19 protein-coding genes are annotated in these 24,643 nt (G+C 71.6%); 14 read left to right on the forward strand and 5 right to left on the reverse strand.

The window, feature by feature from the left end; all coding sequences use genetic code 11:
* Window positions 1-41 precede the first annotated feature (41 nt).
* The 8 genes from J5V96_RS05170 to J5V96_RS05205 are packed head-to-tail and all read left to right on the forward strand — an operon-like array spanning window position 42 to window position 16,480.
* Complete coding sequence (locus J5V96_RS05170) at window positions 42-6,245, forward strand: Ig-like domain-containing protein (protein WP_208501286.1); 6,204 nt, start codon at window positions 42-44, stop codon at window positions 6,243-6,245.
* Window positions 6,246-6,289: 44 nt separating this feature from the next.
* Window positions 6,290-7,267 (forward strand): AAA family ATPase, encoded by a 978-nt coding sequence (locus tag J5V96_RS05175; RefSeq protein WP_208501288.1) that lies wholly within the window; start codon window positions 6,290-6,292, stop codon window positions 7,265-7,267.
* Between the two features lie 34 nt (window positions 7,268-7,301).
* On the forward strand, window positions 7,302-8,585 hold the full coding sequence (locus J5V96_RS05180) for a DUF58 domain-containing protein (RefSeq protein WP_208501290.1): 1,284 nt from the start codon (window positions 7,302-7,304) through the stop codon (window positions 8,583-8,585).
* A gap of 25 nt (window positions 8,586-8,610) precedes the next feature.
* Window positions 8,611-11,025 carry a transglutaminase-like domain-containing protein gene (locus J5V96_RS05185; RefSeq protein ID WP_208501292.1) on the forward strand — a complete coding sequence of 805 codons (2,415 nt, stop codon included), beginning with the start codon at window positions 8,611-8,613 and terminating at the stop codon, window positions 11,023-11,025.
* A gap of 1 nt (window position 11,026) precedes the next feature.
* The gene (locus J5V96_RS17205) at window positions 11,027-12,490 is read left to right on the forward strand and encodes an RDD family protein (RefSeq protein WP_208501294.1); all 1,464 of its coding nucleotides are present in this window, start codon (window positions 11,027-11,029) and stop codon (window positions 12,488-12,490) included.
* The gene (locus tag J5V96_RS05195) at window positions 12,487-13,305 is read left to right on the forward strand and encodes a PP2C family protein-serine/threonine phosphatase (protein ID WP_208501297.1); all 819 of its coding nucleotides are present in this window, start codon (window positions 12,487-12,489) and stop codon (window positions 13,303-13,305) included. Before J5V96_RS17205 ends, J5V96_RS05195 begins: the two co-directional genes overlap by 4 nt.
* Window positions 13,305-14,858, forward strand: coding sequence for an FHA domain-containing protein (locus J5V96_RS05200; RefSeq protein WP_208501300.1), 1,554 nt, complete (start codon window positions 13,305-13,307; stop codon window positions 14,856-14,858). The genes J5V96_RS05195 and J5V96_RS05200 overlap by 1 nt, the downstream gene beginning before the upstream one ends.
* Window positions 14,855-16,480 (forward strand): serine/threonine-protein kinase, encoded by a 1,626-nt coding sequence (locus J5V96_RS05205; RefSeq protein ID WP_208501308.1) that lies wholly within the window; start codon window positions 14,855-14,857, stop codon window positions 16,478-16,480. Before J5V96_RS05200 ends, J5V96_RS05205 begins: the two co-directional genes overlap by 4 nt.
* A 43-nt stretch (window positions 16,481-16,523) precedes the next feature.
* Here J5V96_RS05205 and J5V96_RS05210 read toward each other — a convergent pair whose 3' ends face one another.
* Window positions 16,524-17,003, reverse strand: a complete 480-nt coding sequence (locus tag J5V96_RS05210; protein ID WP_208501310.1) for a recombinase family protein — start codon at window positions 17,001-17,003, stop codon at window positions 16,524-16,526.
* Window positions 17,004-17,149: 146 nt separating this feature from the next.
* Between J5V96_RS05210 and ypfJ the strand changes: the two genes are divergently transcribed.
* Complete coding sequence (ypfJ, locus tag J5V96_RS05215) at window positions 17,150-18,031, forward strand: KPN_02809 family neutral zinc metallopeptidase (RefSeq protein WP_208501312.1); 882 nt, start codon at window positions 17,150-17,152, stop codon at window positions 18,029-18,031.
* A gap of 63 nt (window positions 18,032-18,094) precedes the next feature.
* Here the strand turns inward: ypfJ and J5V96_RS05220 are convergent, their stop codons facing one another.
* A complete protein-coding gene (locus tag J5V96_RS05220; protein WP_208501322.1) occupies window positions 18,095-18,358 on the reverse strand; it encodes a glutaredoxin family protein in 264 nt (87 codons plus the stop codon).
* Between the two features lie 91 nt (window positions 18,359-18,449).
* On the opposite strand from J5V96_RS05220, the gene J5V96_RS05225 reads away from it, so the two are divergent.
* Complete coding sequence (locus J5V96_RS05225) at window positions 18,450-19,622, forward strand: glycosyltransferase (protein WP_208501324.1); 1,173 nt, start codon at window positions 18,450-18,452, stop codon at window positions 19,620-19,622.
* Window positions 19,623-19,631: 9 nt separating this feature from the next.
* On the opposite strand, the gene J5V96_RS05230 is transcribed toward J5V96_RS05225, so the two are convergent.
* From J5V96_RS05230 to J5V96_RS05240, 3 genes are all read right to left on the reverse strand, one after another.
* On the reverse strand, window positions 19,632-20,411 hold the full coding sequence (locus J5V96_RS05230; RefSeq protein WP_208501326.1) for a hypothetical protein: 780 nt from the start codon (window positions 20,409-20,411) through the stop codon (window positions 19,632-19,634).
* Window positions 20,412-20,476: 65 nt separating this feature from the next.
* Window positions 20,477-20,686, reverse strand: a complete 210-nt coding sequence (locus tag J5V96_RS05235; RefSeq protein ID WP_208501328.1) for a helix-turn-helix domain-containing protein — start codon at window positions 20,684-20,686, stop codon at window positions 20,477-20,479.
* Entirely contained in the window at window positions 20,686-21,162 is a 477-nt protein-coding gene (locus tag J5V96_RS05240) for a DUF2975 domain-containing protein (RefSeq protein ID WP_208501337.1), read from the reverse strand. The genes J5V96_RS05235 and J5V96_RS05240 overlap by 1 nt, the downstream gene beginning before the upstream one ends.
* 179 nt (window positions 21,163-21,341) lie before the next feature.
* Here J5V96_RS05240 and J5V96_RS05245 point away from each other — a divergent pair, with 179 nt between their 5' ends.
* Genes J5V96_RS05245 through J5V96_RS05260 form a run of 4 tightly spaced genes read left to right on the forward strand, consistent with a single transcriptional unit; the run spans window position 21,342 to window position 24,635 of the window.
* Window positions 21,342-21,872: a DUF2243 domain-containing protein gene (locus J5V96_RS05245; protein ID WP_208501339.1), complete on the forward strand. Its 531-nt coding sequence runs from the start codon at window positions 21,342-21,344 to the stop codon at window positions 21,870-21,872.
* A complete protein-coding gene (locus J5V96_RS05250; protein WP_208501341.1) occupies window positions 21,869-22,768 on the forward strand; it encodes a cytochrome c oxidase assembly protein in 900 nt (299 codons plus the stop codon). Before J5V96_RS05245 ends, J5V96_RS05250 begins: the two co-directional genes overlap by 4 nt.
* Before the next feature lie 56 nt (window positions 22,769-22,824).
* Window positions 22,825-23,979 (forward strand): sensor histidine kinase, encoded by a 1,155-nt coding sequence (locus J5V96_RS05255; RefSeq protein ID WP_208501343.1) that lies wholly within the window; start codon window positions 22,825-22,827, stop codon window positions 23,977-23,979.
* The gene (locus J5V96_RS05260; RefSeq protein WP_208501345.1) at window positions 23,976-24,635 is read left to right on the forward strand and encodes a response regulator; all 660 of its coding nucleotides are present in this window, start codon (window positions 23,976-23,978) and stop codon (window positions 24,633-24,635) included. The genes J5V96_RS05255 and J5V96_RS05260 overlap by 4 nt, the downstream gene beginning before the upstream one ends.
* Window positions 24,636-24,643 lie beyond the last annotated feature (8 nt).

Raw genomic sequence — 24,643 nt, forward strand, 5'->3', positions numbered from 1 at the left:
GATTAGGATAACCCCAGGCATCGCAGAGGGGGTCTGGCGATATGGGCGTGTCGTCCTGGTTGAATGTGCGTCCGCGCACGCTCATCGGCGCGTCCATCGTCAGTGTCGCGGCGATCGGCATCACCACGATGGCCGTCGCCTACGAGGGCAACCCGACCACCGAGCTCGAGCTGCACGACGGAGCCGTCTGGATCACCAAGAAGGACGCGGGCCTCGTCGGCCACTTCAACGCGCAGTCCAAGGTGCTCGACGGCAAGCTCTACGCGATCACCGCCGACTACGACGTGCTGCAGGACGACGGCGTGGCCCTCGTGCACGACCTCGACGACGGCTCGCTCGGGCGCATCGACGACGCCTCCGTCGCCGTGCCGTCCTACATCAAGCTGCCTCCGCAGGCGCAGGTCGAGTACGCGCAGCAGAGCGTCGCGATCCTCGATCCGGCCAAGGGCTCGCTGTACGTGCAGCCGCTGCAGGGGCTCGACGGCTTCGAGCCGGGCACCTCGAAGCCGCTGCTCGACAAGCTCGGCGACAACGCCGTGATCACGGTGGGCCTCGACGGCACGGTCTATGCCGCTTCGCCCGAGAAGGCCACCCTCTACACGATTCCCGTCTCGCCGGAGGGGTCGGCCACGAAGGACGACATCCGCAAGGAAGAGCTCGCGGGCGTCGACAAGAAGTCCGAGCTGGCGCTCACCTCGGTGGGCGATCGGCCGGTGGTGCTCGAACAGAAGTCGGGCACGGTGCTCATCCCCGGCCGCGAGGCCTACGAGCTCGGCGACGCCGCCGACAGGGCGAGGCTCGCGCAGGATGCGCCGGCCTCGGATGCGGTGCTGATCGCCACCCGCGACGCCCTCGTCAGCCTGCCGCTGGACGGATCCGAGCCCACCGAGGTGGACGCGGGCGAGGCGCACGGCACGCCGGCCGCACCGGTGTGGCTGGGCGGCTGCGCGTACTCGGCGTGGATGGGGACCGGACGCTTCGTGCGCGACTGCGTCGGCGACGACCTCGACCTCTCCGTGCCGATCGAGAAGTACGAGGCGGGCGGCGAGCTCGTCTTCCGCGTGAACCGCGACGTCGTGATGCTCAACGACGTCGTCACGGGTGGCGCCTGGCTCGCGAGCGAGAGCCTGCAGAAGGTCGACAACTGGGACGACCTGACTCCGCCCAAGGGCGACGGCGTCGAGGAGCCCGACCCGACCACCGTGCAGGTGCCGGATCCGACGCCGCCGGACCGCGGCGAGGAGAACCATCCTCCCGTGGCGAACGACGACTCGTTCGGCGTGCGCGCGGGATCCTCGACGATCCTGCCCGTGCTGACCGGATCGGGGCCGGACGGCCTCGGCGCCGACTCGGATCCGGATGGCGACGTGCTCGTGGTCACCGTGCCGGAGCCGCCGTCGGGCGTGGAGGTGCAGCCGATCAACGACGGCACGGCGCTGCAGATCACCGTCCCGGCGGGCACGACGAGCGTGCAGGGCTTCGACTACGAGGTGAGCGACGGCCGCCCCGACGGCACCGACACCGGCCACGTGGGCATCGACGTCACCCCGGAGGGCGAGAACTCCGGGCCCGTGCAGCTGCGCAAGATCGCGCTGCCCGTCGAGACCGGCAGCACCATCACCTACAACGTGCTGCCCGACTGGATCGATCCGGACGGCGACAACCTCTTCCTGCAGCAGGTCGCCGCCGCCGAAGGCGACACGGCCCGCTTCACGGCCGACGGCCGCATCGTGTACCGCGCGCTCTCGGGCAACATCGGTCCGGTCGAGGTGAGCGTGACGATCTCCGACGGCGAGTCGAGCATGGTGGGCGTCTTCCTGCTGGAGGTGTTCCCGCCGTCCTCGAAGCCCCCGCTCGTGACGCCCGACCACCTGGTCGTGCGCGAGGGCCAGCTGGGCACCGTCAACCCGCTCGCGAACGACCTCAGCGCGAGCGACGCGCCGGTCGTGCTGACGCAGGTGTCCGAGGTGATGGACGCCGAGGTCGTTCCGGACTACACCGACGGCACCTTCACGTTCCGTTCGGGCAAGGCCGGCACGTACTACGTCGACTACAAGGCATCGACGTCGGGAACGGAGCCGGTTCCCGGGCTCGTGCGCGTGGACGTGCTCAAGGCCGAGGACGCCGCGAGCCGTCCGCCGGTCGCCGTGCGCGATGTCGCCCTGCTGCCCTCCGGCGGTGACGCGCTGGTCAACGTGCTCGCCAACGACTCCGACCCTGCGGGCGGTGTGCTGGTGGTGCAGAGCGTGACGGTGCCCGACGACAGCCACATCTCGGTGTCGGTGCTGAATCACGAGACCCTGCGCGTGACCGATGCGGGGCTCACCGGCAGCGACGCGATGGCGCAGGCGCGGATCTCGTACACGATCTCGAACGGCAACGAGACCGCCATGGGCGAGGTCGTGGTGCTGCCCATGCCCGCGCCGCCGACCATCCTCCCGCCGGTGGTCAACGACGACGAGGCGACCGTGCGCGCGGGAGACATCGTCACGATCCCCGTGCTCGACAACGACTACCACCCGAACGACCGCGAGATGTCGGTGGTGCCCGAGCTCGACGGCGCCGTCGACACGGAGGCGGGCCTCGCGTTCGTGTCGCAGGCGAAGTACGTGCGCTTCCGCGCGGGCGACGAAGCGGGCGACGTGACGGTGACCTACGTGGTCGAGGACGAGAACGGTCAGCGCGACGGCGGCTCCATCGCGATCCACATCCTCCCCGTCGACCCCGAGAACAACAACGCACCGCGGCCGGCGACCGTCGAGGCCCGCGCCCTCGCGGGATCCGAGACCCCGCTCGTCATCCCGCTCGACGGCATCGACCCCGACGGCGACTCCGTCGAGTACGTCGGACTCGCGACCGGGCCCAAGAAGGGCCGCGTCGAGTCGGACGGCCACGGCGGCTGGGTCTACCAGGCCACCAAGGGCATGTCGGGGCTGGACACCTTCACCTACTCGGTGCGCGATGCGCTCGGCGCCCAGGCGACCGGGACGATCCGCATCGGCATCGCGCCGAAGTCGGACGTGAACCAGGAGCCGTTCGCCGTGCGCGACAGCCTGATCATGAAGCCCGGCCGTGTGGTCGCCGCCCCGGTGCGCGACAACGACTCCGATCCGGATGGCGACAAGTTCGACGTGCTCGCCGGTGAGGATGCGCTGATCCTGGGCCCGGATCCGCTCATCGAGGCGGAGGTGCAGGACCAGTACGTGGTCGTCACGGCTCCCGACGAGGAGCTCGAGACCTCGCTGCAGTACACGATCGAGGACGCCCGCGGCGCCCAGGCGCGCGGTGTGCTGCAGGTCACGGTCGACGAGGATGCCCCGCTGCTGCCGCCCGTGGCACGCGACGACTTCGTGCTCACCGAGAAGGTCGACGGCGACACCGAGCAGGCCGTCATCGATCTGCGCGAGAACGACACCGACCCGGACGGCACCCGCGAGGCCCTCGACATCGCGCTGGTCGACGCGGACGAGGGTGTGGTGCTGGATGCCGCCACCGGCACGGCCACCGTGACGGTGTTCGAGAAGCGCCGGCTCGTGCAGTACGAGGTGACGGATGTGGACGGGCAGACGGCCCAGGCCTTCCTTCACGTCCCGGGGCTCGAGGACCTGCGTCCGCAGCTCGCGAGCACCGAGCCGCTCGAGGCCGAGAGCGGCAAGACCTATGAGCTGCCGCTCGCCGACTACGTGCGCGCCCACGGTGACAAGTCGGTGCGCCTGACGGCGACCGAGAAGGTCGCGGCGGCTCACAGCAACGGCGGTGCGCTGGTGCTCGACGAGCACACGCTCACCTACACCTCCGCGGATCGCTACTCGGGCGGGGACGCGCTCACGTTCGAGGTCACCGACGGCGCGTCGGCCGACGACCCGGACGGCCGCGTGTCGATCCTTTCGATCCCGATCACCGTGCTGCCCCCGGCGAACGAGCCCCCGGAGATGGCGGGCGGATCCGTCACGGTCGGGGCCGGAGACGCCCAGCCCGGTCGGGTGGACCTCGCGGGGCTGGCGACCGACATCGACCAGGATCCGATCTCCTTCCAGATCCAGACGACGCCCGAGGGCATCGATGCCACGCTCAACGGCTCGACCCTCGAGGTGAAGGCCGACGCGGACGCCAAGGGCACAACGGGCGACATCGTGATCGTCGCCGACGACGGGCAGGACAACCCCGACCATCCGCAGCCGACCACGGCGGAGATCGCGGTGACAGTCACCGCGTCCACGCGTGAGCTGCCGGTGGCCACCGACGACACCTTCGACGAGTGGGATCAGGGCACCACCAAGACCGTCGATGTGCTCGGCAACGACGTCAACCCCTTCGCCGACGAGGGGTCGCCGCTCGAGGTGATCGACGCGCAGTTCGAGACCGGATCTCGCGCGGACGCGGAGATGTCGTTCACGGCCTCGGGCATCACGATCACCCCGAACGCCGACTTCCACGGCCGCCTGGTGATCCGCTACACCGTGCAGGACAAGACGCAGGATCCGGATCGCACGGCGCAGGCTCGCGTGAACGTCACGGTGCAGGGGCGCCCGGAGACGCCGATCAAGCCGCGCGTCTCGGACATCCAGAGCCATCAGCTGACGCTGGACTGGGACGCACCCGCCGACAACGGCGCGCAGATCACGGGCTACAAGGTCACGGCGGTCAAGGGCGACACGTCTTACACCGCCGACTGCCCGAGCACGACCTGCATCCTGCAGAACCTGAAGAACAACGTGACCTACGCGTTCCAGGTGGTCGCGACCAACCGGGTGGGCGACTCCGACCCGTCGCCGGTGAGCCAGGACGGCCGCCCCGACGTCCGTCCCGAGACCCCCGCCGCCCCCACCATCCCCGGTTTCGGCGACGGCAGCCTCACGGTGGCCTGGGCGCGCCCCGCCACCGATGGCTCACCCGTGACCGACTACACGCTCGAGATCACGCCGGCCACGCCGGACGGCGTGAAGGAGATCAGGGTCAAGGACTCCTCCGCGGCGCCCACGCGCACGATCACCGGCCTTGCCAACGGCACGTCCTACTCGTTCCGCGTGCGGGCGCACAACCTGGCACCCGACCCGTCCGAGTGGAGCGCGCAGTCGGCGAGGAACTCGCCGGCTCGCGTCCCGGATGCCCCCGGCACACCGACCGCCCACCGCATGTCGAAGATCGGCGCGACACCCGGCGACATCCAGGTGACCTGGCCCGCGATCACGGGGCTGCCCGCCGACGGCGGCGATCCGGTCGATCTGTACAGCGTGCAGGCGTACCAGGGCGGTGCCGCGTACGGCAGCCCGAAGACCACCGCCGGAACGTCGGCGACGTTCTCGCTTCCGGTGAGCGGGGCGGCCTACACCTTCCGGGTGCAGGCGAAGAACAAGGCGGGATGGGGTGCGTGGAGCGCCGACAGCACGCCGCTGCGGCAGTTCACCTCGCCCACCGCGCCGGGAACGCCGACGATCCGCGAGGGTGACCGCTCGGTGGCGCTGTCGTGGGCGCCCGCGACCGCGCAGGGGGCGGATGAGGTCCGCTACCAGTACCTGATCTCGGGCGGCAGCTGGACCGATGTCGGCACCGCGACCTCGGTGACCGTGAACGGGCTGCAGAACGGCGCCTGGTACAAGGCCCAGGTGCGCGCGTATGCGGTCGCCGGCGGGCAGAACTCCGAGGCGGGGCCCGCCTCGGGCGAGTCGGCATCCGTCTCTCCCTACGGCCGGCCGTTCGCGCCCGCAGTGTCGGCGAGCCGGACCAACGCGACCACCGTCGTCTGCTCGTGGGATGCGAGCGGCTCGGCCAACGGGCGCCCCGTCTCGGTGCAGGCGCGCTTCTTCGACGGCAACGGATGGCAGAACGTCGGCCTCACCGGATCGCGCACCTGCGCGAGCGGCTACGACCAGACCGGGCGCATCGAGGTCGTGGTGACGGCGAACCCCGGTGGCCAGAACTCGCGCGACTCGGGCCCCGTCTCGACGAGCTCGCGGCCCGCGAGCGGATCCGTGTCGTACGTTCCGACCAGCGAGGCGAACCCGAACGGTGTGGTGAACGGCTGCACCAACACGTGCAAGTACCTGCGCCTGACCTACCAGAACGTCCCGCAGGGCACGTACAACATCGCGTGCCAGCACAACAGGGGCGGCTGGCAGACGTTCGCCACGGAGAGCCGGGGACTGAGCGGCAACAACAGCGAGCAGTTGCGCTGCGCGTACGGTTTCGCGAACGATGTCCGGGTCGTGGTGAGTGGGCCCGCCGACTTCATCGCGGACAATTAGCACCGAGACCGAGAAGTGACCGACTTGATGATGAGGACGAGCGAATGACGATGACGCCCGAACAGGCCAACTGGTTCCAGGGCACCTTCAGCCGCCTGGTCGACAACGTCGACAAGGCGCTGATGGGCAAGCGCGAGATCGTGAGCCTGGTGCTCGCGGCGATGCTCGCGGAGGGCCATGTGCTGCTCGAGGACGCCCCCGGCACCGGCAAGACCAGCCTCGCCAAGGCGCTCGCCGCCACCGTCCAGGGCACCTCGAACCGCATCCAGTTCACGCCCGACCTGCTGCCGTCCGACGTCACCGGCGTGACGATCTACGACCAGTCGACGCACACGTTCGAGTTCCACCGCGGTCCGGTGTTCGCCTCCATCGTGCTCGCCGACGAGATCAACCGCGCGTCGCCGAAGACCCAGTCGGCCCTGCTCGAGGTCATGGAGGAATCGCGGATCACGGTCGACGGCACCCCTCACGAGGTGGGGCGCCCGTTCCTCGTGATCGCGACGCAGAACCCCATCGAGCAGGCCGGAACCTACAAGCTGCCCGAGGCGCAGCTCGACCGCTTCCTGGTGAAGACCTCGATCGGCTACCCCACGCTCGAGGTCACGGAGCGCATCCTCGCCGGCTCGGCCGACCGCAACCCGTCGGCGAGCCTCAGCGCGATCATCACCACGAGCGCCGTGTCGGACATGGCCGACCTCGCGGCCACCGTGCATGTCGAGCCGGCCGTGCTGCGCTACGCCGCCGAGCTCGCCGAGGCGACCCGCGTCGACAAGGACACGCGCCTGGGCGTCTCGGTGCGCGGCGCGATCGCCATCGTGCGCCTGGCGAAGGTCTGGGCCGCCGCCCAGGGGCGCCACTACGTCATCCCGGATGACATCAAGTCGCTCGCGCAGCCGGCGTGGGCCCACCGCCTGGTGATGGATCCCGAGGCCGAGTTCGTCGGCACCACACCCGAGACCGTCATCGCCCGCGTGCTGGGCGTCGTCGCGGCACCGCAGACGCGCGCGGGCGCCCCGGTCTGACCCTCCCACCCCCCCGATCCGCAGAACACCGCCGATGACGACCGCACCCCCCGAGACCGCCGCCACAGGCCCCGCCCCGCTCGATGACGCGCCCGCGCCCGAGCAGGCCAGCTGGCGCGAGGTCGCGCTGTACGCTCTCGCGCGCGGCGGTGCCAGCCTGCGCACGGCGGCCAAGGTGGTGCGCCCGCTCGGCTGGATCCTGATCGGGATCGCCCCCGTGCTGTGGATCGTCGGCCTCGTGATGGGCTGGCGCGAGATCACGGTGGCCGCCGTGGTCGTGACGGTGGTCGTGCTGCTCTGCCTGCTTTTTATGATCGGCCGCACGACGTACGACGTCGAACTGGATCTCACCCGCACCCGGGTCGTGGTCGGCGAGCGGGCGATCGGAGCGCTCACCCTCTCCAACTCGGGCTCGCGCGCGATCCTGCCCTCGCGTGTGGTGCTGCCCGTCGGCGCCGGTCGCGGCGTCTTCGGCATCAAGCACCTCGCGCCGGGTGAGCAGGTCGAGGAGCTCTTCGCGATCCCCACGACCCGCCGCTCCGTGCTCCCGGTGGGCCCCGTGAGCATCGTGCGCGGCGATCCGCTGGGCCTGTTCGAGCGCGTCGACAGCCGCGACGAGCCGGTCGAGCTCTTTGTGCACCCGAAGACCGTGCGCTTCGAGGGGCAGTCCCTCGGCTTCGTGCGCGACCTCGAGGGCATGACATCGCGCGACCTCGCGCGGGACGACATCGCCTTCCACGCCCTCTCGGAGTACCAGCCGGGTGACGACCTGCGTCACGTGCACTGGCGGTCCTCCGCCCGAACGGGCGTGCTGATGATGCGCACATACGAGCAGACCCGCCGCTCGCACTACGTGATCGGGCTGTCGACCCTCCCGGGCGAGTATGCGGATCCGGACGAGTTCGAACTGGCCGTCTCGGCCGCGGGATCCCTCGGACTGCGCGCGCTGCGCGACGCGTACCGCGTCGACGTGCGCACGCAGTCGGGCAAGCTGCGCACCGAGACGCAGAAGCACCTGCTCGACGCGCTGTCGGGGCTGGACTCCTCGAAGCCGCGGGAGGGCGCCACCGCCGCGCTCGCCGGCGCCGTCTCCGCCAACGCGCCCTCGGCCGCGGTCGCCGTGCTCGTGTGCGGCAGCCGCGTCTCGGCGACCGAACTGCAGTCGGCGGTCTCGCGCCTGCCGGTCGGGGCGCGCGCCCTGGTGGTCGTCGCGGCCCTCGGCCAGGACGCGGCCCGCCGTCGCATCGGCGAGGCCGACGTCATCACCATCGGCGCGCTGGATCACCTGCCGCCCTCCCTCCGGCGGGTGCTCGGATGAGCGCCACAAGACAGGGGGTTCTCGGATGACCGCCGTGATCGACGCCCCGCTCGTCGGCGACGAGCAGCCCGAGGCGCAGCCGGCGCCCCTGCGCTCCCGTCGCGAGCACCGCACCTCGCGCAACCCGCTCCCGGAACGCCGCCGCTGGATCCTCGATCTGTCGGCCGTGGCGCTGCTGATGCTGGTGCCCATCCTGGGCTTCCTGCCGACGTTCGAGAGCCCGATCGTGCTGCTGCCGGGGCTCGGCGCGCTCGTCCTGGGGCTCGGGATCGCGGCGCTCGGCACGCTGCAGCGCTGGGGCGTTCTCGTGGTCTCGGCCGCGGTGGTCGTGGCGTACTTCGTCTTCGGCGCCATGTTCGCGCTGCCGCACACGGCCATCCTGGGTGTGGTGCCGACGCTCGACACACTGCGCCGGCTCGCCCTCGGCGTCGTCACGTCGTGGAAGTCGCTGCTCACCACGGTGGCCCCCGTCTCGGCGGGCGACGGCCACCTCGTTGTGCCGTTCCTGCTGATCCTGGTGACATCCGCGATCGCCGGCAGCCTCGCGCTCCGGCTGCGCAGCCCGGGATGGGCGCTGATCCCCGTGGGGCTCTGCCTCGCCCTGCAGATCGCCCTCGGCACCTCCGAGCCCTGGTCGCCGATCGTGCAGGGCATCCTGCTCAGCGTGGTGGCCATCCTCTGGCTCGCGATCCGCGCGGACTGGGCGCCGACCCGCAGCGCGGTGGCGCTGTCGTCCGACGACGAGGGGGCCTCGCGCGATCGTCGCGCGCTGCTGCGCCGTGTCGGCGCGGGCGGTGCGGTCGTCGCCGTCGCGGCCGCTGCGGGCGGGGCGTCGATGCTGCTCGCGCCGCCGCACGAGATCCGTTACGTCATCCGCGACGTGATCATCCCGCCCTTCGACATCCGCGAGTACGCCAGCCCTCTGCAGGACTACCGGATCTACGTGGACGAGTACGCGGAGGAGCCGCTGTTCACCGTGAGCGGCCTGCCGAAGGGCGCGCGTGTGCGCCTCGGCACCATGGACGCGTACTCGGGCGTGGTCTACAACGTGTCCGATTCGTCCAGCGCGTTCACCCCCCTGCGCTCGAACATGGCGTCCGACGTGCGGGGCGAGCACGCCGAGGTGCGTGTGGAGATCCAGGGGTACAACGATGTCTGGCTGCCCGATGCGGGTCACGTCGACGCACTCGAGTTCGAGGGGGCGGCGGCCGAGGACCTGCGCCGCGCCACCTACTTCAACCCCTCGACCGGCACCGGGGTGGTGACATCCGGCCTCGCGGAGGGCGACGCCTACACGCTCAGCACCGTGATCCCCGCGACGCCGGACGAGTCCGCGCTCGAGGACGACGAGTTCGCTGCCGTCGACACACCCAAGCCCGTGGCCGTGCCCGACAAGCTGCGCGAGCTCGCCGCCGAGGCGATCTCCGAGGCGAAGGCGACCACTCCGTACGCGAAGGTGCAGGCGATCCGGTCGTACCTGGCCGACTCGGGCTTCTTCAGCCACGGCCTCGACGACGGGGAGTACTCGCCGTCGGGCCACGGATCCGCGCGCCTGGGCGGCATGGCGGCCGCCGAGCAGATGGTCGGCGACGACGAGCAGTACGCCGCGCTGATGGCGCTGATGGCCCACGAGGTCGGCATCCCGGCGCGTGTGGTCATGGGCTTCCACGCCGGCGAGGACGACGAGGGCGGCGAGCTCGTCGCCACCGGTGACAATCTGCACGCCTGGGTCGAGGTCGCCTTCGCCGAGGCCGGCTGGGTCGCGTTCGACCCGACGCCGGACGAGGACAAGGAGCCCAAGGACCAGACCACCCAGCCCAAGACCGATCCGCAGCCCATGCCGCTGCAGCCGCCGCCTCCGCCCAAGGAGGATGCGGACGAGCCGCCTCTCGTCCCGGATGACCGGGAGAAGGAGGACGAGGCGGATCCGATCCCGGGTTACCTGGGTCTGATCCTCACGATCGGCGGCATCAGCCTCGGCACGATCGCGCTGCTTCTGGCGCCGTTTGCGATCATCGGGGGTCTCAAGGCCTCGCGCCGTCGCAAGCGCCGCGAGGCCGAGAACCCGGCCGACCGGATCAGTGGCGGCTGGGATGAGCTGATGGACCGCGCGGTCGACTTCGGACGCGGGGTGCCCACCGGCGGCACCCGCTACGAGCAGTCGGCGCAGCTGGTGGCCACGCTCGAGGAGCCGCGTGTGCACACGCTCGCCGTACGCGCGGACGCGGGGGTCTTCGGCCCGGGGGAGCCGACGCCGGAGGAGATCGAGGCCTTCTGGGCCGAGGTCGACGGGGTGGTCGGCGGGATGAATGCACGGGCATCGTTCTGGAAGAGGCTGAGAGCCAAGCTGAACCTGCGATCGCTCACTCAGAGCTCGTCGCTCGCGACCCGCGTGCGCACCCTGCGGGAGAACGTCTCCGCGCGACGGAAGGAAGGCTGACATGACGACGCCGAACCCCTACGGAGCCCCCACGCCGGGCTCGTATCCTCCGCCGCACCAGCCCTCGGCGGCATCCCCGGGGTACGGCCCCGCGACCCCGCCCGGTCCTCCGACCCCGGGCACGCCGGCCGCGCTCGGGCGACGCGCCATCGCGTATGTCATCGACATCGTGGCGATCGCGCTGCTCGTGACGGTGTGGCTGATCGTGGGAGCGGTCATCGCGAGCTCGACCGACGAGCCCGTCGTCTTCCTCGTCTTTGCGATCGTGGCCTGGCTGCTCGCGATCAGCTGGATCTTCGTCTACAGCGGCCTCCAGGGCGGGGCCGGCTCCATCGGCATGCGCATCATGAAGCTGAAGCTCATGCGCCTGGACACCGGCGGGCAGCTCGGGTTCGGCAAGGCGCTGCTGCGCAACATCGTCTGGGGTGCCGCCGCGTCGATCGTGGTGGGCTACTTCTCGGTGCTCTTCGACAAGTCGGGCCGAAACCAGGGCTGGCACGACAAGGTCGTCAACGCGTTTATGGCGGATGTCTCCCACGAGAGCGCGGGTGCCGCCGTGAGCGCGCCGGTGCCCCCGGTCTCGGTGCCTCCGGTGTCGCCGGTCGCCCCCGCGTACGGCGGCGGTGCGGGCTCCGCGTTCCCCACCTACTCATCCGGATCGCCCGAGCCGGTCGCCCCGCCGGCCGCGACGGTGTTCCCCGCGCCTGTGATGCCGGCGCCGCCCGCGCAGTCGTACGACGGGGGTCAGCTGCCGCCGCGGCCGCCGCTGCCCGAGCCTGTCGCCCCTCCCGCGCCGCCGACCGCGCCGTTCGTTCCTCCGGCCCCCGCGGTCGCCGTTCCGGCACCCGCGGTCGGGGTTCCGATCCCTCCCGTCGACGAGGGCCTCATCGCCTTCGTGCCCGGGGTGACGCAGGATCCGCCTCCGCCTCCCGCGCCCACCGGCGTCGGCGCGCCGGCCGCGGCGGGGCCCCGGAAGCCCTCGATCGACACGCTTCTCACCGAGATGCGCGGCGAGCCGGTGGCGGGGCCCACCCTGGATGAGGACGACATCGACGGTGTCACGGTGCTGGTGCGCAAGCCGAAGCCGGTCGCCGAGCCGGAGCCCGAGGCCGACCTCGAGGACACCCGCCTCGTTGTGCGCACACGACCCGCGGTGTTCGAGTGGGACGACAGCACGCAGCACACCGTGACATCGCGTGCGCTCTTCGGTCGCAACCCCGCCTCCTCCGAGGGCGTCGAGGCGATCGTCGTGCGCGACGAGACCCTCTCGCTCTCGAAGACGCACTTCGAGATCCGGGTCGCAGGCGACGAGGTCACGGTCATCGACCAGCACTCCACCAACGGCGTCACCGTCGTGCGGGCGGGCGAGCGCATCACGGCGGAGGCCGGCGTCGCGGTCGCGCTGCAGGAAGGCGACGCCCTCGAGATCGGCGATCGCATCATGACCTACAAGGGACGTCGATGACGAGTCCGATCATCGCGCTCAGCGGCGCGGCCACCGATGCGGGGCTGCGCCGCTCCCTCAACGAGGACTCGTTCCTCTCCGTGCCGCCGGTGTTCCTCGTGGCCGACGGCATGGGCGGCCATGACCGCGGCGAGGTGGCGTCCGCGACCGCGATCGCGGAGTTCGCCGGGTTCGCAGGGCGCGACAGCCTCACCATCGACGACGTGCGTCAGGCGCTGGCGCGCGCTCGCGCGGGCGTCGAGAGCCTCTCCGACGACAGCGAGGCGGGCGCCGGCACCACCCTCACGGGCGTTGTTGTGGCCGATGTGGCGGGCGAGGGCTACTGGCTCGCGATGAATCTCGGCGACTCGCGCACCTACCGGCTCTCCGGCGGGGTGCTCCACCAGATCAGCGTCGACCACTCGGTCGTGCAGGAGCTGATGGATCGGGGCGAGCTGACGGCGGAGGACGCCTCGCGCGATCGCCGCCGCAACGTGATCACGCGCGCCCTCGGCGCGGGCAGCGACGGCGACGCCGACTACTGGATGCTTCCCGCCGCACAGGGCGACCGCATCCTGGTCTGCTCCGACGGCCTGCCGAGCGAGCTGCCCGCCGAACGGATCCGCACGATCCTGTCGGTCGAAGCGCACCCGCAGGCCGCGGCGACGCGCCTGGTGCACGAGGCCGTGCTCCACGGCGGCCGCGACAACATCACGGCGATCGTGGTCGACGCCGTCTCGGTGGCGCGCCGCGGCTCGTCGGCGGGCGCGCCCACCGGCGACTCGGACATCGACGCGGACACCCTGCCGCGCGAACCTGTAGGGGGGATGCGCTGATGCGCGTGACGTACGAGCCCGGCGGCATGCTGACCATCGTGGCGGACGACGGCATCGCCGTGCTGCCCGGCGGGCTGCCGCACGATCTGATCGACGACGTCTGGACCGGCCTCGACTCTGGCGACGGCGTCGGCGCCGTCCTGGCCGCGCTCGAGAAGGCGTTCGGATCGGCGACCCGTTCGCTGCCGCACTTCGCGGTCGCACTGCTCGAGGGCGACGCCGTGCGCACGGCGGTGCGCGGTGACCTGCGGATCGCCGTCGATCGTCTGAGCGGCCCGCTCGAGGTCTCGGCCGTCGGCGTCGACACCTGGACCGTGCGCCTCATCGAGGATGCGCTCGCGGTGCAGGTGCACCCCGGCACGGATGCTCCGGCGGTCGCCGCCGAGCTGCCGATCGCCTCCGGAGCCGTGCTCGCCGCGAGCGTGCGCGCGGTCTTCTTCGAGGCCAGCGACACGCTCGAGCCGGTGCGCGCCCGGGGTGATGACGCGCCGGGCGTGGTCGTGCCGGACGACATCGTGTCGGCCGAGGCGATGGCGGCCGCTGCGACGGCGCTCGCCCCCGCGGTGCCGCCCGAGGACGAGCCGAGCTCGGCACCCGAGCACGCGCCGCTCGAGACGCTCTTCCTCGGCGAGGAGTCGGCCCCGTTCGGCGAGGAGCCTGCGGCCGCGCAGCCGACGCCGCCGGTGCCGCCCATCCCGCCGCTGCCCCCGCTGCCGCCGCTGCCGCCGCTGCCGCCGCTTCCGCCGCTTCCCGAGGTCGTTGTGCCGCCGGCCGTCCCGCCCGCGCCGGCCCCCGCCCCCGTGGCGGCCGGCGACCAGCCCGCGGCCGACGAGCGGCCCGAGGTCGACGAGCAGGTGCCGCTCGACACGCTCGATCCGCTCCTGACCTCGGGTCCGGTGGATCCGCTCGAGCTCGGCGATCACGACGGCGCCACGATCTCGGCGGCCCAGCTCGACGCGCTGCAGGCGAGCGCACCGCGCCAGACACCGCAGACGCACCACGCGGAGCCGACGGCGCCGTCTGACGTGCCCCCGCCCGCACCCTCCGAAGACGACGAGCGTCTCGGCGACCACGACGGCGTCACGATCATGGTGCCCCAGGGCGCGAGCGTGACGACCGACGTGCCCGTCGACGTGGTCTCCGAGCTGCCTCCGTTCGACGTTCCCGCCCCGCCCACGGTCGCGTACACGCCCCCGCCCCGCCGGGGCCGCCTGCGCCTGTCGACCGGCGAGGTCATCGAGCTCGACCACACCGTGATCATCGGCCGGCGTCCCCGTTCGTCGCGCACGACCGGGGCCGACATGCCGCGCCTGATCGCCGTGGAGAGCCCGCAGAACGACATCTCGCGCAACCACGTCGAGATCTCCAGCGACGGCGAGACCGTCGTCGTCACCGACCTGCACACCACCAACGGCACCCTGCTGTACCGCACGGGGCTGCTCGGGGGAGCAGATCCCATCCGCCTGCACCCCGGCGAGAACACGGTGGTGACGTCGGGTGATGTGATCGATCTGGGTGACGGCGTGACCGTCACCTTCGAGGACCTTCCGTGAATCAGCGCCGTCCCGCGGCACCGCCTCCTCAGCTCCCCGGCTTCACGCCCCTTGAGCTGCTCGGATCGGGCGGCTTCGCCGACGTGTACCTGTACGAGCAGGAGCTGCCGCGCCGACGCGTCGCCGTGAAGGTGCTGCTGCCCGAGCGGATCTCCGCCTCGGCCGCGCAGTTCACCGCCGAGGCCAACGTGATGGCGATGCTGTCGACGCATCCGGCGATCGTCACGATCTACCAGGCGGGGGTGTCCTCCGACGGACGTCCGTACCTGGTGATGGAGTACTGCCCGCGTCCGAACCTGCAGGTGCGCTACCGGCGTGAGCCGTTCTCGGTCGCCGAGGCGCTGCGCGTCGGCATCCAGGTGGCCGCCGCGGTGGAGACCGCGCACCGCGCGGGGGTTCAGCACCGCGACATCAAGCCGGCGAACATCCTGGTCACCGAGTACAACCGGCCGGCGCTGACCGACTTCGGCATCGCCACGACGTCTCAGGACGCCTCGGAGATGACCGGCGTCTCGATCCCGTGGTCGCCGCCCGAGGCGTTCGCCGGCGATGCGGCCGCCGAACTCGCCCAGAGCGGCGCGCGTGTGGACGTCTACCAGCTCGGCGCCACGACGTACACGCTGCTTGCGGGACGCTCGCCATTCGAGATCCCCGGGCAGCGAAACGGCAGCGCCGAGCTCATCGAGCGCATCGCGCGGATGCCGCTGCCCGCGATGGAGCGTCCGGATGTGCCCACGTCGCTGCATGTGGTGCTCTCTCGCGCGATGGCGAAGGCTCCCGCCGACCGCTACCCGAGCGCCGTGGCGTTCGCGCGGGCGCTGCAGAAGGTGCAGATCGAGCTCGCGCATTCCGTGACGCCGATCGACATCCTCGACGACCAGCCCGACCCGGAGGATCTCAAGGACGACGACGGCGGTCTCACGCGCGTCCGCGGCATCACGGACATCGCGCCGATCGAGACGGCGACCCGCCCCTCGGCGACGACGAAGCAGGTCGGCACCCCCACGCCCACGGCCTCCGAGCCCGTCGACGACGCCACGGTGCTTCGTCCCGCCGGAGGCTTCGCGTCATCGCAGATCGACGATGCGACGGTGCTGCGACCGCCGGCCACCCCGCCCGCGGGGGGCGCATCCGCACCCGCCTGGGCGCCGCCGACGGCTCACACCCCCGCCGCACCCGGCCCGCAGGTGGCGCCCGAGCCCGCCCCGCGTCGCTGGGGCGCCATCATCGCGGCGACGGTGATCGGCGTCGCACTGCTCGGCATCGGCGCCGCGACCATCCCGCAGCTGATCTCGGGTGTCGAGCCCGAGCCGGAGAACACCACCCCGGTGGTGGCGCCGCAGGATCCGACCGGCAACAGCGCCGTGCCGCAGGTGACCGAGACCCAGGGCACGATCCAGGGCGAGAACGCCGTCTTCACATGGAAGAACCCCGAGCCCGAGGCGGGCGACTTCTTCCTGTGGTCGCGGCGCATGCTGCCGGAGGACAGCAAGCCGGTGCGCACCGAGGAGCCTACGGTCACGCTGCCCACGGGCGGCGAGGCGCAGGTGTGCATCGAGGTGACCCTGGTGCGTGCGGACGGCACCTTCACCAGGGAGCCCGCCCGCATCTGCACTGACTAGCGGCGCGAGCTTGCGGGGCGAGAGCGGCGATCGCCCGACGGCGTCAGACGGCGGGCACCGTGCCGAGGTGGCGGGCGCCGTGTGACAGCACCTTCACGATGATGCCGCGACGGCTGAGCGCGGCGGCCGTGCGGGTGCCCTCGTCGACGTCGCAGCCGAGCGCCTGCACATTGCTCACGACGAGCACGTCGCCGGGCTTGAAGGTGTCGAACAGGCGCGCGAGTCGCTGCTCCCAGGTCTCGAGGATGTCGGGCGCGGGGTGGCGGAAGCCCTCGATCGGCACACCGAAGCGGGTGAGGTCATCGCGCTGCTGCTTGATCGACGGCATGTCGGCGCGCGCCACGACCAGGCCGACGAGGCGCGATCCGGCCGGGCGGGCGAGCCACCAGTCGCGGTCGCGCTGCAGCTCGGTGAAGCACTTCGGGCACTCGGCGGCCGCGTGCGGCAGGTGCAGCGGGGCGGTCTCCGGGTGCGCGTCATCCTGGCCGTGAGTCTCGTCATGCGTGTGCGTCGTCTCGATCATCGGCGACCCCCTTTCCGTGCTTCTCCATTCTGCCGTGCCGGGGGCCGCGCGACGACCCCGCGAGGACCCCGCGCCGACCGCGAAGGACCCCGGGGCGGCATCGCAAGCCCCTCTTCCGGCGCGGCGCGGGCGACTAGCGTGGGCACATGACGTTCAACGAGAACGCCGACTTCGGCAAGAACAAGGCCAGCCGGCGCGGGCGCAACACCGCGATCGCGGGAGGCGGTGTGGTCGGCATCGGCGCGATCGCGGTGCTCCTCATCCAGGCGTTCACGGGTCAGGATCTGAGCGGTCTCCTCGGCATCGTCGGCGGCGGCGAGGGATCCCAGGGATCCGGAGAGTCCACGATCGTCGAGAACTGCGACAGCGGAGCCGACGCCAACGCGAATGACGCGTGCCGCCTCGAGGGCGGGGCGATCGTGCTCGACGAGTTCTGGGCGCGGACGCTCGAGGGCTACCGAGAGCCCGAGCTCGTCATCGTCGACGGGTCGACCGGCACGCAGTGCGGCACGGCATCCAACGCGACCGGGCCCTTCTACTGCCCGCCGGAGGAGACGGTGTACATCGATCCGACCTTCTTCGGCCTGCTGCGCTCGCAGTACGACGCCTCCGCCGGCGACCTCGCGCAGCTGTACGTGCTGGCGCACGAGTACGGACACCACGTGCAGAACCTGATCGGCGTGTTCCAGGAGCACCCGCAGAACGGCACCGGGCCCGACAGCAACGGCGTGCGCACCGAGCTGCAGGCCGACTGCTTCGCCGGCGCCTGGGTGACGGCGATGACCGAGGAGAAGGACGCCGACGGCGATCCGTACCTGAAGGAGCCGACGCCGCAGCAGATCGCCGACGCGCTGAACGCGGCGGCCGCGGTGGGTGACGACCACATCCAGGAGCAGTCCGGGGGACAGGTCAACCCCGAGAGCTGGACCCACGGCTCCAGCGAGCAGCGTCAGCGTTGGTTCGACACCGGTCGCTCGGGCGGCGTCAACGCCTGCGACACCTTCGCCGTGGCGGGCGACAAGCTGTGATCCCGCCGTCCCGGCGTCCGCTCGTCGAGTGGGCGCCGGGACGATCGAGTCGAGCCGGCCCGCTCAGATCAGGCTGAGCTCGCGCAGCTTCGCGTCGACGTCGGCGTTGGCCGGCTCGACGTGGTGCGAGCCGTCCGGGTAGACCACGACGGGGATCTGGGTGCGGCCCGAGATGTCCTTGGCGACCTCGGCCGCAGCGGGCTCGGCCTCGAGATCGACGTACGTGTACTCGACACCGAGGCCATCCAGCTGCGCCTTGGTGCGGCGGCAGTCGCGGCACCACTCGGCGCCGAACATGGTGATCTTGGTCGGGTCCACAGTCGTCATGTTTCCAGGGTACGCGCCCTGTGGGACACGGGATCGGCCGCACAAGCGGGCATGAAACGATGGGACTCTGCGGATCTTCGAAAGGACCTGCGTGGACGTCACCGTCATCGTTCCGACGCGCAACGAGCGCGGCAACGTCGCACCCCTGGTGGGGCAGCTGGCCGTCGCCCTCGCGGGTCGCCGCGCGGAGATCCTGTTCGTCGACGACAGCGATGATGACACCGCCTCGGAGATCCTGCGCGTCGCACAGGACGCACCGCTGCCGGTGCGTGTGCTGCACCGCGAGGCCGGTCGGCGCGGGGGAGGGCTCGGCAGCGCCGTGGTGGCCGGGCTGCGCGCGGCCGCATCCGATGTCTGCGTGGTGATGGACGGCGACCTGCAGCATCCGCCCGCTCTGGTGCCCGCGCTGGTCGACCGCCACGCACGGGGCGACTGCGACGTCGTGGTGGCGTCGCGCTACATCGGCGGCGGCGACTCCACGGGCCTCGGCACCACGCTGCGCTTCGGCGTCTCGCGGGGCGCGACCACGCTGACGAAGGCGATGTTCCCCATGCGCCTGCACGGCACGAGCGACCCCATGACGGGGTTCTTCCTCGTCGATCGCTCGCGGCTCGACCTCGACTCGCTGCGTCCGAGCGGGTTCAAGATCCTGCTCGAGCTGCTGGTGCGCACCGACCTGCGCACGGCCGAGGTGCCGATGCAGTTCCTGCCGCGCGGTGAGGGCGAGTCGAAGGCCTCGCTGCGTCAGGGCATCACGTTCCTCGTGCATCTCGCGCGGCTGAGATTCGGCAAGATGTCGCTCTTCGCGATCATCGGGGCCGCGGGCGCCGTGGCCAACATCGGCATCGTGTGGGCGCTCACCGCGCTGTTCGGCGAGTCCTTCGGCATCTGGGCCGCGATCATCGCCGCCGTGGTCACCATCGTCGCGAACTTCCTGCTCGCCGAGCGCTTCGTCTTCTCGGAGATGCGGGATCAGGCGGGCGGCTTCTGGCGCCGGTTCCTGACGTCCTTCGCCTTCAACGGCGTCGAGGCGGCCATCCGCCTGCCGATCCTCGCGGTGCTTGTGCACAGCTGGCACATCTCGGCCTGGCTCGCCACGGCGATCACCCTCGCGGTCGCCTTCGTGGCGCGGTTCGTCTTCCACTCCCTGGTCGTCTACCGCCCCCGCAGGGCCGTCGCGGGGCAGGAGCCCGCGACCGAGACGGCGGGCCAGAGGATCATCCGCCTGATCGACGAAGAGGCCATGCGCCCCGGCGAGCTCTGAGCTCGGTGATCACGGCGTCGCACAGGCGCCGACGATGCTCATGTGGATGAGGCCGTCGATCGTCGTCCGGTCGCGCAGGCCCATGCGCTCGATCAGCCGGGAGTCGCTGTACCGGATCTCCTCGTGCATCGCGTAGTCGGGGGCATAACCGGCTTCGTCCCAGACCGCGAGGATGCGCCCCATCGATGCCGCATTGTCGTGGGTACGGAAGGCGAGGTGCAGCTGAACGGCGACTCCCGTCTCCCCACAGGCCGCGGAGGAGAACGCCACCGCCGCGGGACGGAGCGGTGCGCCCGCCTCATCGACCACCGCGCCGGAGGCCGCATTGAAGGAAGCGGCGACCATGCGTCGGATCTCGGTGCGAACCTTCTCCGCTCCTGGCAGCGGGTTGACGGGCTCGGCGGGCTTCGGCGGCAGCAGCGGCCCGAACTCACGGGCGGACTCCTGCACCCGTGCGGTGGCGGAGCGCTTCATCGCGCTCTCGGCGCGGTCGGCGGTGTGGGCCGTGGCAACACCGAACAGCGCGAGCAGCCCTCCGAACAGCAGCGCGAAGATCACCGTCACCGTGATGCCCGTGCCCAGCCACGTCGCGCTGCGCGTCAGCGCGCCGACCGTGATCACCGCGGCACCGGCCAGCACGAGCAGCCCGGCCGCACCGAGCAGCGTCACGTCCGCGCGGAAGCCCGACGCGACGAGATCCAGGATGCGCACCGGGTTGCTCTCCTCGCTCCATTCGATGGGCGGGCTGGCTGCGAAGAGCGAGTGGATCGCCACCGCGAGCGAGGTCATGATCGCGATCCCGATTGTGAGGGCGGAGCCGGCGATGCTCGCGGCGTGGGCCGCGTCGTGCCTGCTCACACCTCGTCCACCCAGCGCAGGATGTCGCCCGGCTGGCATTCGAGCACGCGGCAGATGGCGTCGAGGGTGGTGAAGCGCACGGCCTTCGCGCGGCCGTTCTTGAGCACGGAGACGTTCACCGGCGTGATGCCGATGGCCGCGGCCAGCTCGTTCACGCCCATCTTCTTCTTGGCGAGCTGCACGTCGAGGTCGATGACGATGGGCATCACACCACCTCGGACAGGTCCGACTCGAGCTGCGTCGCCTTCTGCAGCAGCCCGCGCAGCACCACCATCACCAGCGCGAGACCCGCGCCGAAGATCACCGCCACGACGGATCCGATCAGGATCAGCGGGGTGCCCGCCTGCGCACGGTCGATCACCACGGCGCCGATGACGACCAGCAGGGTCGCGGTGACGATCGCCCCCAGGATCACGTCGACCCAGACGAAGGCGGAGGGGCGGAAGATGCTCTCCTCGCGCACCATCGACAACAGTCGCCACACGCACACCAGCACGATCTGGATGCACAGCACGAAGACCGCCGGCAGCGCGATGCCCGGCGCCACGAGCTGCGCGAACTCCGGTGCGTACGCGGCGGTCGAGCGGGCGAGGCTCGGCACGACCCATACCTGCACACCCAGCAGCGCCGCGAGGAGCACCACGATGAGCGCCTTCGCGGCGAGGACGGTTGCCCGATGCATGCGGATCCTATCGTTCATCCATAGCTAGCTATCGTTTGATGATAGGTGAGGGGGTCTGCGCACGCCACCGAGGACCACGCCGTCCGCGCGGCCGGGCAGCTCTCGCTCTGTGCGTATCACCCCCAGGCCCGGACGTCGAGAGGATGACAGGAGGAGCCGCAGACGGGCACCATCGCAGGATGTCCCCGCGAGATTCCACGCCACCGCGTCCCGGCCAGACGCCGGCCGACGAGCGCCCGCGGGATCCGCGGGCGGAGCGATCCGCACAGAATCTGTGGTCGGGCGTGCTGTTCGGCGTCGGCCTGGTCGCCTTCCTCGACGAGGCCGTCTTCCACCAGCTGCTGCACTGGCACCACTTCTACGACCGGGCGACGCCCGAGTGGGGCCTCATCTCCGACGGGCTGTTCCACGCCTTCAGCTGGTTCGCCACGATCGCCGGCCTGTTTCTGCTCGCCGACCTGCGCCGGCGCGGGGCCCTCTGGTGGCGGCGGTGGGTGGGCGGGGTGCTCGTGGGAGCAGGCGCTTTCCAGCTGTACGACGGCACCGTGCACCACAAGTGGTTCCGGATCCACCAGATCCGGTACGTCGAGGACATCCTGCCGTACGACCTCGTCTGGAACGTCTCGGCCGTGCTGATCCTCGCCGCCGGCATCGTGCTCGCCGTGATGACCCGACCTGCCGGGGTCGCCCGCGCGAAGGAGCGGACATGACGCACGCGCATGGTGGCGGGGGCACCGCCACGCTCGACCTCCTGCTGATCGGCCTGGCCGCACTGGCGATCGTCGCCTATGTCTCCGGCATGGTGACCACGCGCCGGCGGGGGCGCAGCTGGTCGACGGATCGGCTGGGCCTGTGGACGCTCGGCATCGTCGCGGCCGGTGCCACCGTCGTCGGCCCGATGGCCGCTGCGGCCCGCGAGGACTTCGTGCGGCACATGGCGGCGCACCTCGCGGTCGGCATGATCGCGCCGCTGCTGCTGGTGCTGGCCGCGCCAGTCACGCTCGCGCTGCGGACTCTCCACGTGACGCCCGCTCGCCGGATCTCCCGCCTGCTGCGCAGCGCGCCCGCGCGTTTCATCACGCATCCGGTGACGGCGGGGGTGCTCAGCGCGGGCGGGCTCTGGGTGATCTACCTCACGCCCGTCTTCGAGGCGATGCAGGCGATCCCGTTGCTGCACGTGCTTGTGCAGGGGCACCTGCTGGTGTCGGGCTACCTCTTCGCCGCCGCGATCATCGGGCAGGATCCGTCGCCGCATGCGCCGCGTCCCGTGCTCCGCGCCGTGGTGCTCGTGCTGGCCATGGCCTCGCACGCCGTGCTGGCGAAGCAGCTCTACGCGCACCCGCCCGCCGGGGTGCCGGTCGCGGAGGCGCAGGACGGAGCCCTGCTGATGTACTACGGGGGCGCCGCAATCGAGATCGCGATCGTGGTCATCTTCTGCGCGCGGTGGTACCGGGTCGCGGGTCGGCGGCTCGCCCCCCGCACGGCGGAGGCGCAGGGCACGGCAGCGGCCCCCCGCGCGGCGGATACCTCTCGGGCGGCGGATGCTCCCCGCGCGGCGGATGCGCCCCGGGCGGCAGCGGCGGCGGGCATGCTCCCGGTGGAGTAGGCGAACGCCTCCCGGCGATGGTGTCGGGCACGCGGGCCCGTCGATACGCTGGCGCCATGCCCGCGCCCGCTCTCTCCGACGGCTGGGGCGAGGCGCGCGATCCCCGTCGGGGCCGCTGGATCGCCTTCGCCGCGGCCATTGTAGCCGCGGGGGCGTCGGCGAGCCGCGCGCTGTGGTGGACGCCGACATCCGGGCTGCTCTGGCTCTCCGCCGCGGCCACCGTCGCCGCCGCCGTCGCCCTGCTGCTGATCGACCGGTGGCCCGCGCTGGGCGTCGCGGTGTCGGGGGGCCTTGCGATCGTCGCGCTCGCCGTCCACCCCGTTCCGCCGCCGTTCGCCCTGCTGCCCCTGCTGCTGGCGATCGCCCGCGGCGTGCGCCACGGCGCGGTGTGGTGGTCGTCGGGCATCGCCGCCGGCAGTGTGCTCGTGCCGCTCTCGGCCGCGTCGGTCTTCGGCGTGCGACTGCTCTTCCTGCCCGCGCTGCTCGTGGTGATCGCGTCGGCGGTGACGCTGGCGGTCAGCCTCGCGGTGCGCACCCGGCAGGACCGGATGGAGCGCCTGCGCGCGTCGTTCGAGGAGCGCCGCCAGACCGAGGCCGACCGCGAGCGCGTGCGCATCGCGCGCGAACTGCACGACGTGCTGGCCCATTCGCTCTCGTCGATCTCGGTGCAGGCGGGGGTGGCGCTTCACCTGGCCGATCGTGATCCGACGCGCGCCCAGGACACCCTCCGCGACATCCGGCGCACGTCCACGCAGGCCCTCGACGAGGTGCGGCAGGTGCTAGGCGTGCTGCGCGGCGAGGAAGCGGCCGCCCTCGCGCCGGAACCCGACCTCTCGGCCCTTCCCGAGCTCATCCGCGACGCCGAGCGCCTCGGTCTCACGGTCGAGCTCGACGATCGCCTGTCGCCGCGACCGACGGGAACGGCGCAGCTGGCGGTGCACCGGCTCCTGCGCGAGGCGCTCACCAACGCCGCTCGCCATGCGCCCGGATCCCACGTGCGTCTGAGCCTGCGGTGGGAGGGCAGCGAGATCGTGGCCGAGGTCGTGGACGACGGCGCCGCACGGCCGGTCGAACCGTCGAGCGGAAGCGGACGCGGCATCCTCGGGATGCGCGAGCGCGCCGCACTGCTGGGCGGCACCCTCGAGGCGGGACCTGAGGGCTCGGGGTTCGCCGTGCGGGCGCGCATCCCGGCGGAAAGGGAGCACGAATGATCCGGATCGCGATCGCCGACGATCAGCAGCTGATCCGGGCCGGGTTCCGCGCCCTGCTCGATGCCGAGCCCGACATGGAGGTCGTGGGCGAGGCCGCCAGCGGCGAGGACGCGGTGCGCATCGCGCGCGAGCACCGCCCCGACGTGTTCCTCATGGACATCCGCATGCCCGGGCGGGACGGGCTGTGGGCCACGCGCGAGATCGTCGCCGATCCCTCGCTGGGAGGCATCCACGTGGTGGTCGTGACCACGTTCGAGCTCGACGAGTACGTGACCGAGGCGATCCTGGCGGGGGCCAGCGGGTTCCTCGTGAAGGACTCCGAGCCCTCGGAGCTGATCCGCGCGGTGCGGGTCGCCGCCGACGGCGACGCCCTGCTGAGTCCCGGGGTGACACGGCGGCTGCTCGCGCGCGTCGCCGAGGGCGTACGCGCTCCCGCGGGGGCCGAGCTCGGTGCGCTGACCGCACGGGAGCGCGAGGTGCTGGTGCTGATCGCGCAGGGGCTGACGAACGACGAGATCGCGCAGCGTCTGTTCCTCAGCCCCCTCACCGCCAAGACCCATGTTTCGCGGATGATGGGCAAGCTCGGCGCACGCGACCGCGTGCAGCTCGTTGTGCTCGCCTACGACTCGGGGCTGGTCAAGCCCGGCTGGAGATGACTCCCGCG

The sequence above is a fragment of the Microbacterium stercoris genome (assembly GCF_017592545.1).
Classification (GTDB): Bacteria; Actinomycetota; Actinomycetes; order Actinomycetales; family Microbacteriaceae; genus Microbacterium; species Microbacterium stercoris.

Bases quoted from the DNA above. Each gene is read 5' to 3' on its own strand.
- J5V96_RS05245 (WP_208501339.1), top strand. From the start codon at position 21,342: ATGTCCCCGCGAGATTCCACGCCACCGCGTCCCGGCCAGACGCCGGCC.
- J5V96_RS05260 (WP_208501345.1), top strand. From the start codon at position 23,976: ATGATCCGGATCGCGATCGCCGACGATCAGCAGCTGATCCGGGCCGGG.
- J5V96_RS05220 (WP_208501322.1), bottom strand. From the start codon at position 18,358: ATGACGACTGTGGACCCGACCAAGATCACCATGTTCGGCGCCGAGTGG.
- J5V96_RS05255 (WP_208501343.1), top strand. From the start codon at position 22,825: ATGCCCGCGCCCGCTCTCTCCGACGGCTGGGGCGAGGCGCGCGATCCC.
- J5V96_RS05185 (WP_208501292.1), top strand. From the start codon at position 8,611: ATGACCGCCGTGATCGACGCCCCGCTCGTCGGCGACGAGCAGCCCGAG.
- J5V96_RS05180 (WP_208501290.1), top strand. From the start codon at position 7,302: ATGACGACCGCACCCCCCGAGACCGCCGCCACAGGCCCCGCCCCGCTC.
- J5V96_RS05250 (WP_208501341.1), top strand. From the start codon at position 21,869: ATGACGCACGCGCATGGTGGCGGGGGCACCGCCACGCTCGACCTCCTG.
- J5V96_RS05175 (WP_208501288.1), top strand. From the start codon at position 6,290: ATGACGATGACGCCCGAACAGGCCAACTGGTTCCAGGGCACCTTCAGC.
- J5V96_RS05210 (WP_208501310.1), bottom strand. From the start codon at position 17,003: ATGATCGAGACGACGCACACGCATGACGAGACTCACGGCCAGGATGAC.
- J5V96_RS05230 (WP_208501326.1), bottom strand. From the start codon at position 20,411: ATGACCTCGCTCGCGGTGGCGATCCACTCGCTCTTCGCAGCCAGCCCG.
- J5V96_RS05200 (WP_208501300.1), top strand. From the start codon at position 13,305: ATGCGCGTGACGTACGAGCCCGGCGGCATGCTGACCATCGTGGCGGAC.
- J5V96_RS05170 (WP_208501286.1), top strand. From the start codon at position 42: ATGGGCGTGTCGTCCTGGTTGAATGTGCGTCCGCGCACGCTCATCGGC.
- J5V96_RS05240 (WP_208501337.1), bottom strand. From the start codon at position 21,162: ATGCATCGGGCAACCGTCCTCGCCGCGAAGGCGCTCATCGTGGTGCTC.
- ypfJ (WP_208501312.1), top strand. From the start codon at position 17,150: ATGACGTTCAACGAGAACGCCGACTTCGGCAAGAACAAGGCCAGCCGG.
- J5V96_RS05195 (WP_208501297.1), top strand. From the start codon at position 12,487: ATGACGAGTCCGATCATCGCGCTCAGCGGCGCGGCCACCGATGCGGGG.
- J5V96_RS17205 (WP_208501294.1), top strand. From the start codon at position 11,027: ATGACGACGCCGAACCCCTACGGAGCCCCCACGCCGGGCTCGTATCCT.
- J5V96_RS05235 (WP_208501328.1), bottom strand. From the start codon at position 20,686: ATGCCCATCGTCATCGACCTCGACGTGCAGCTCGCCAAGAAGAAGATG.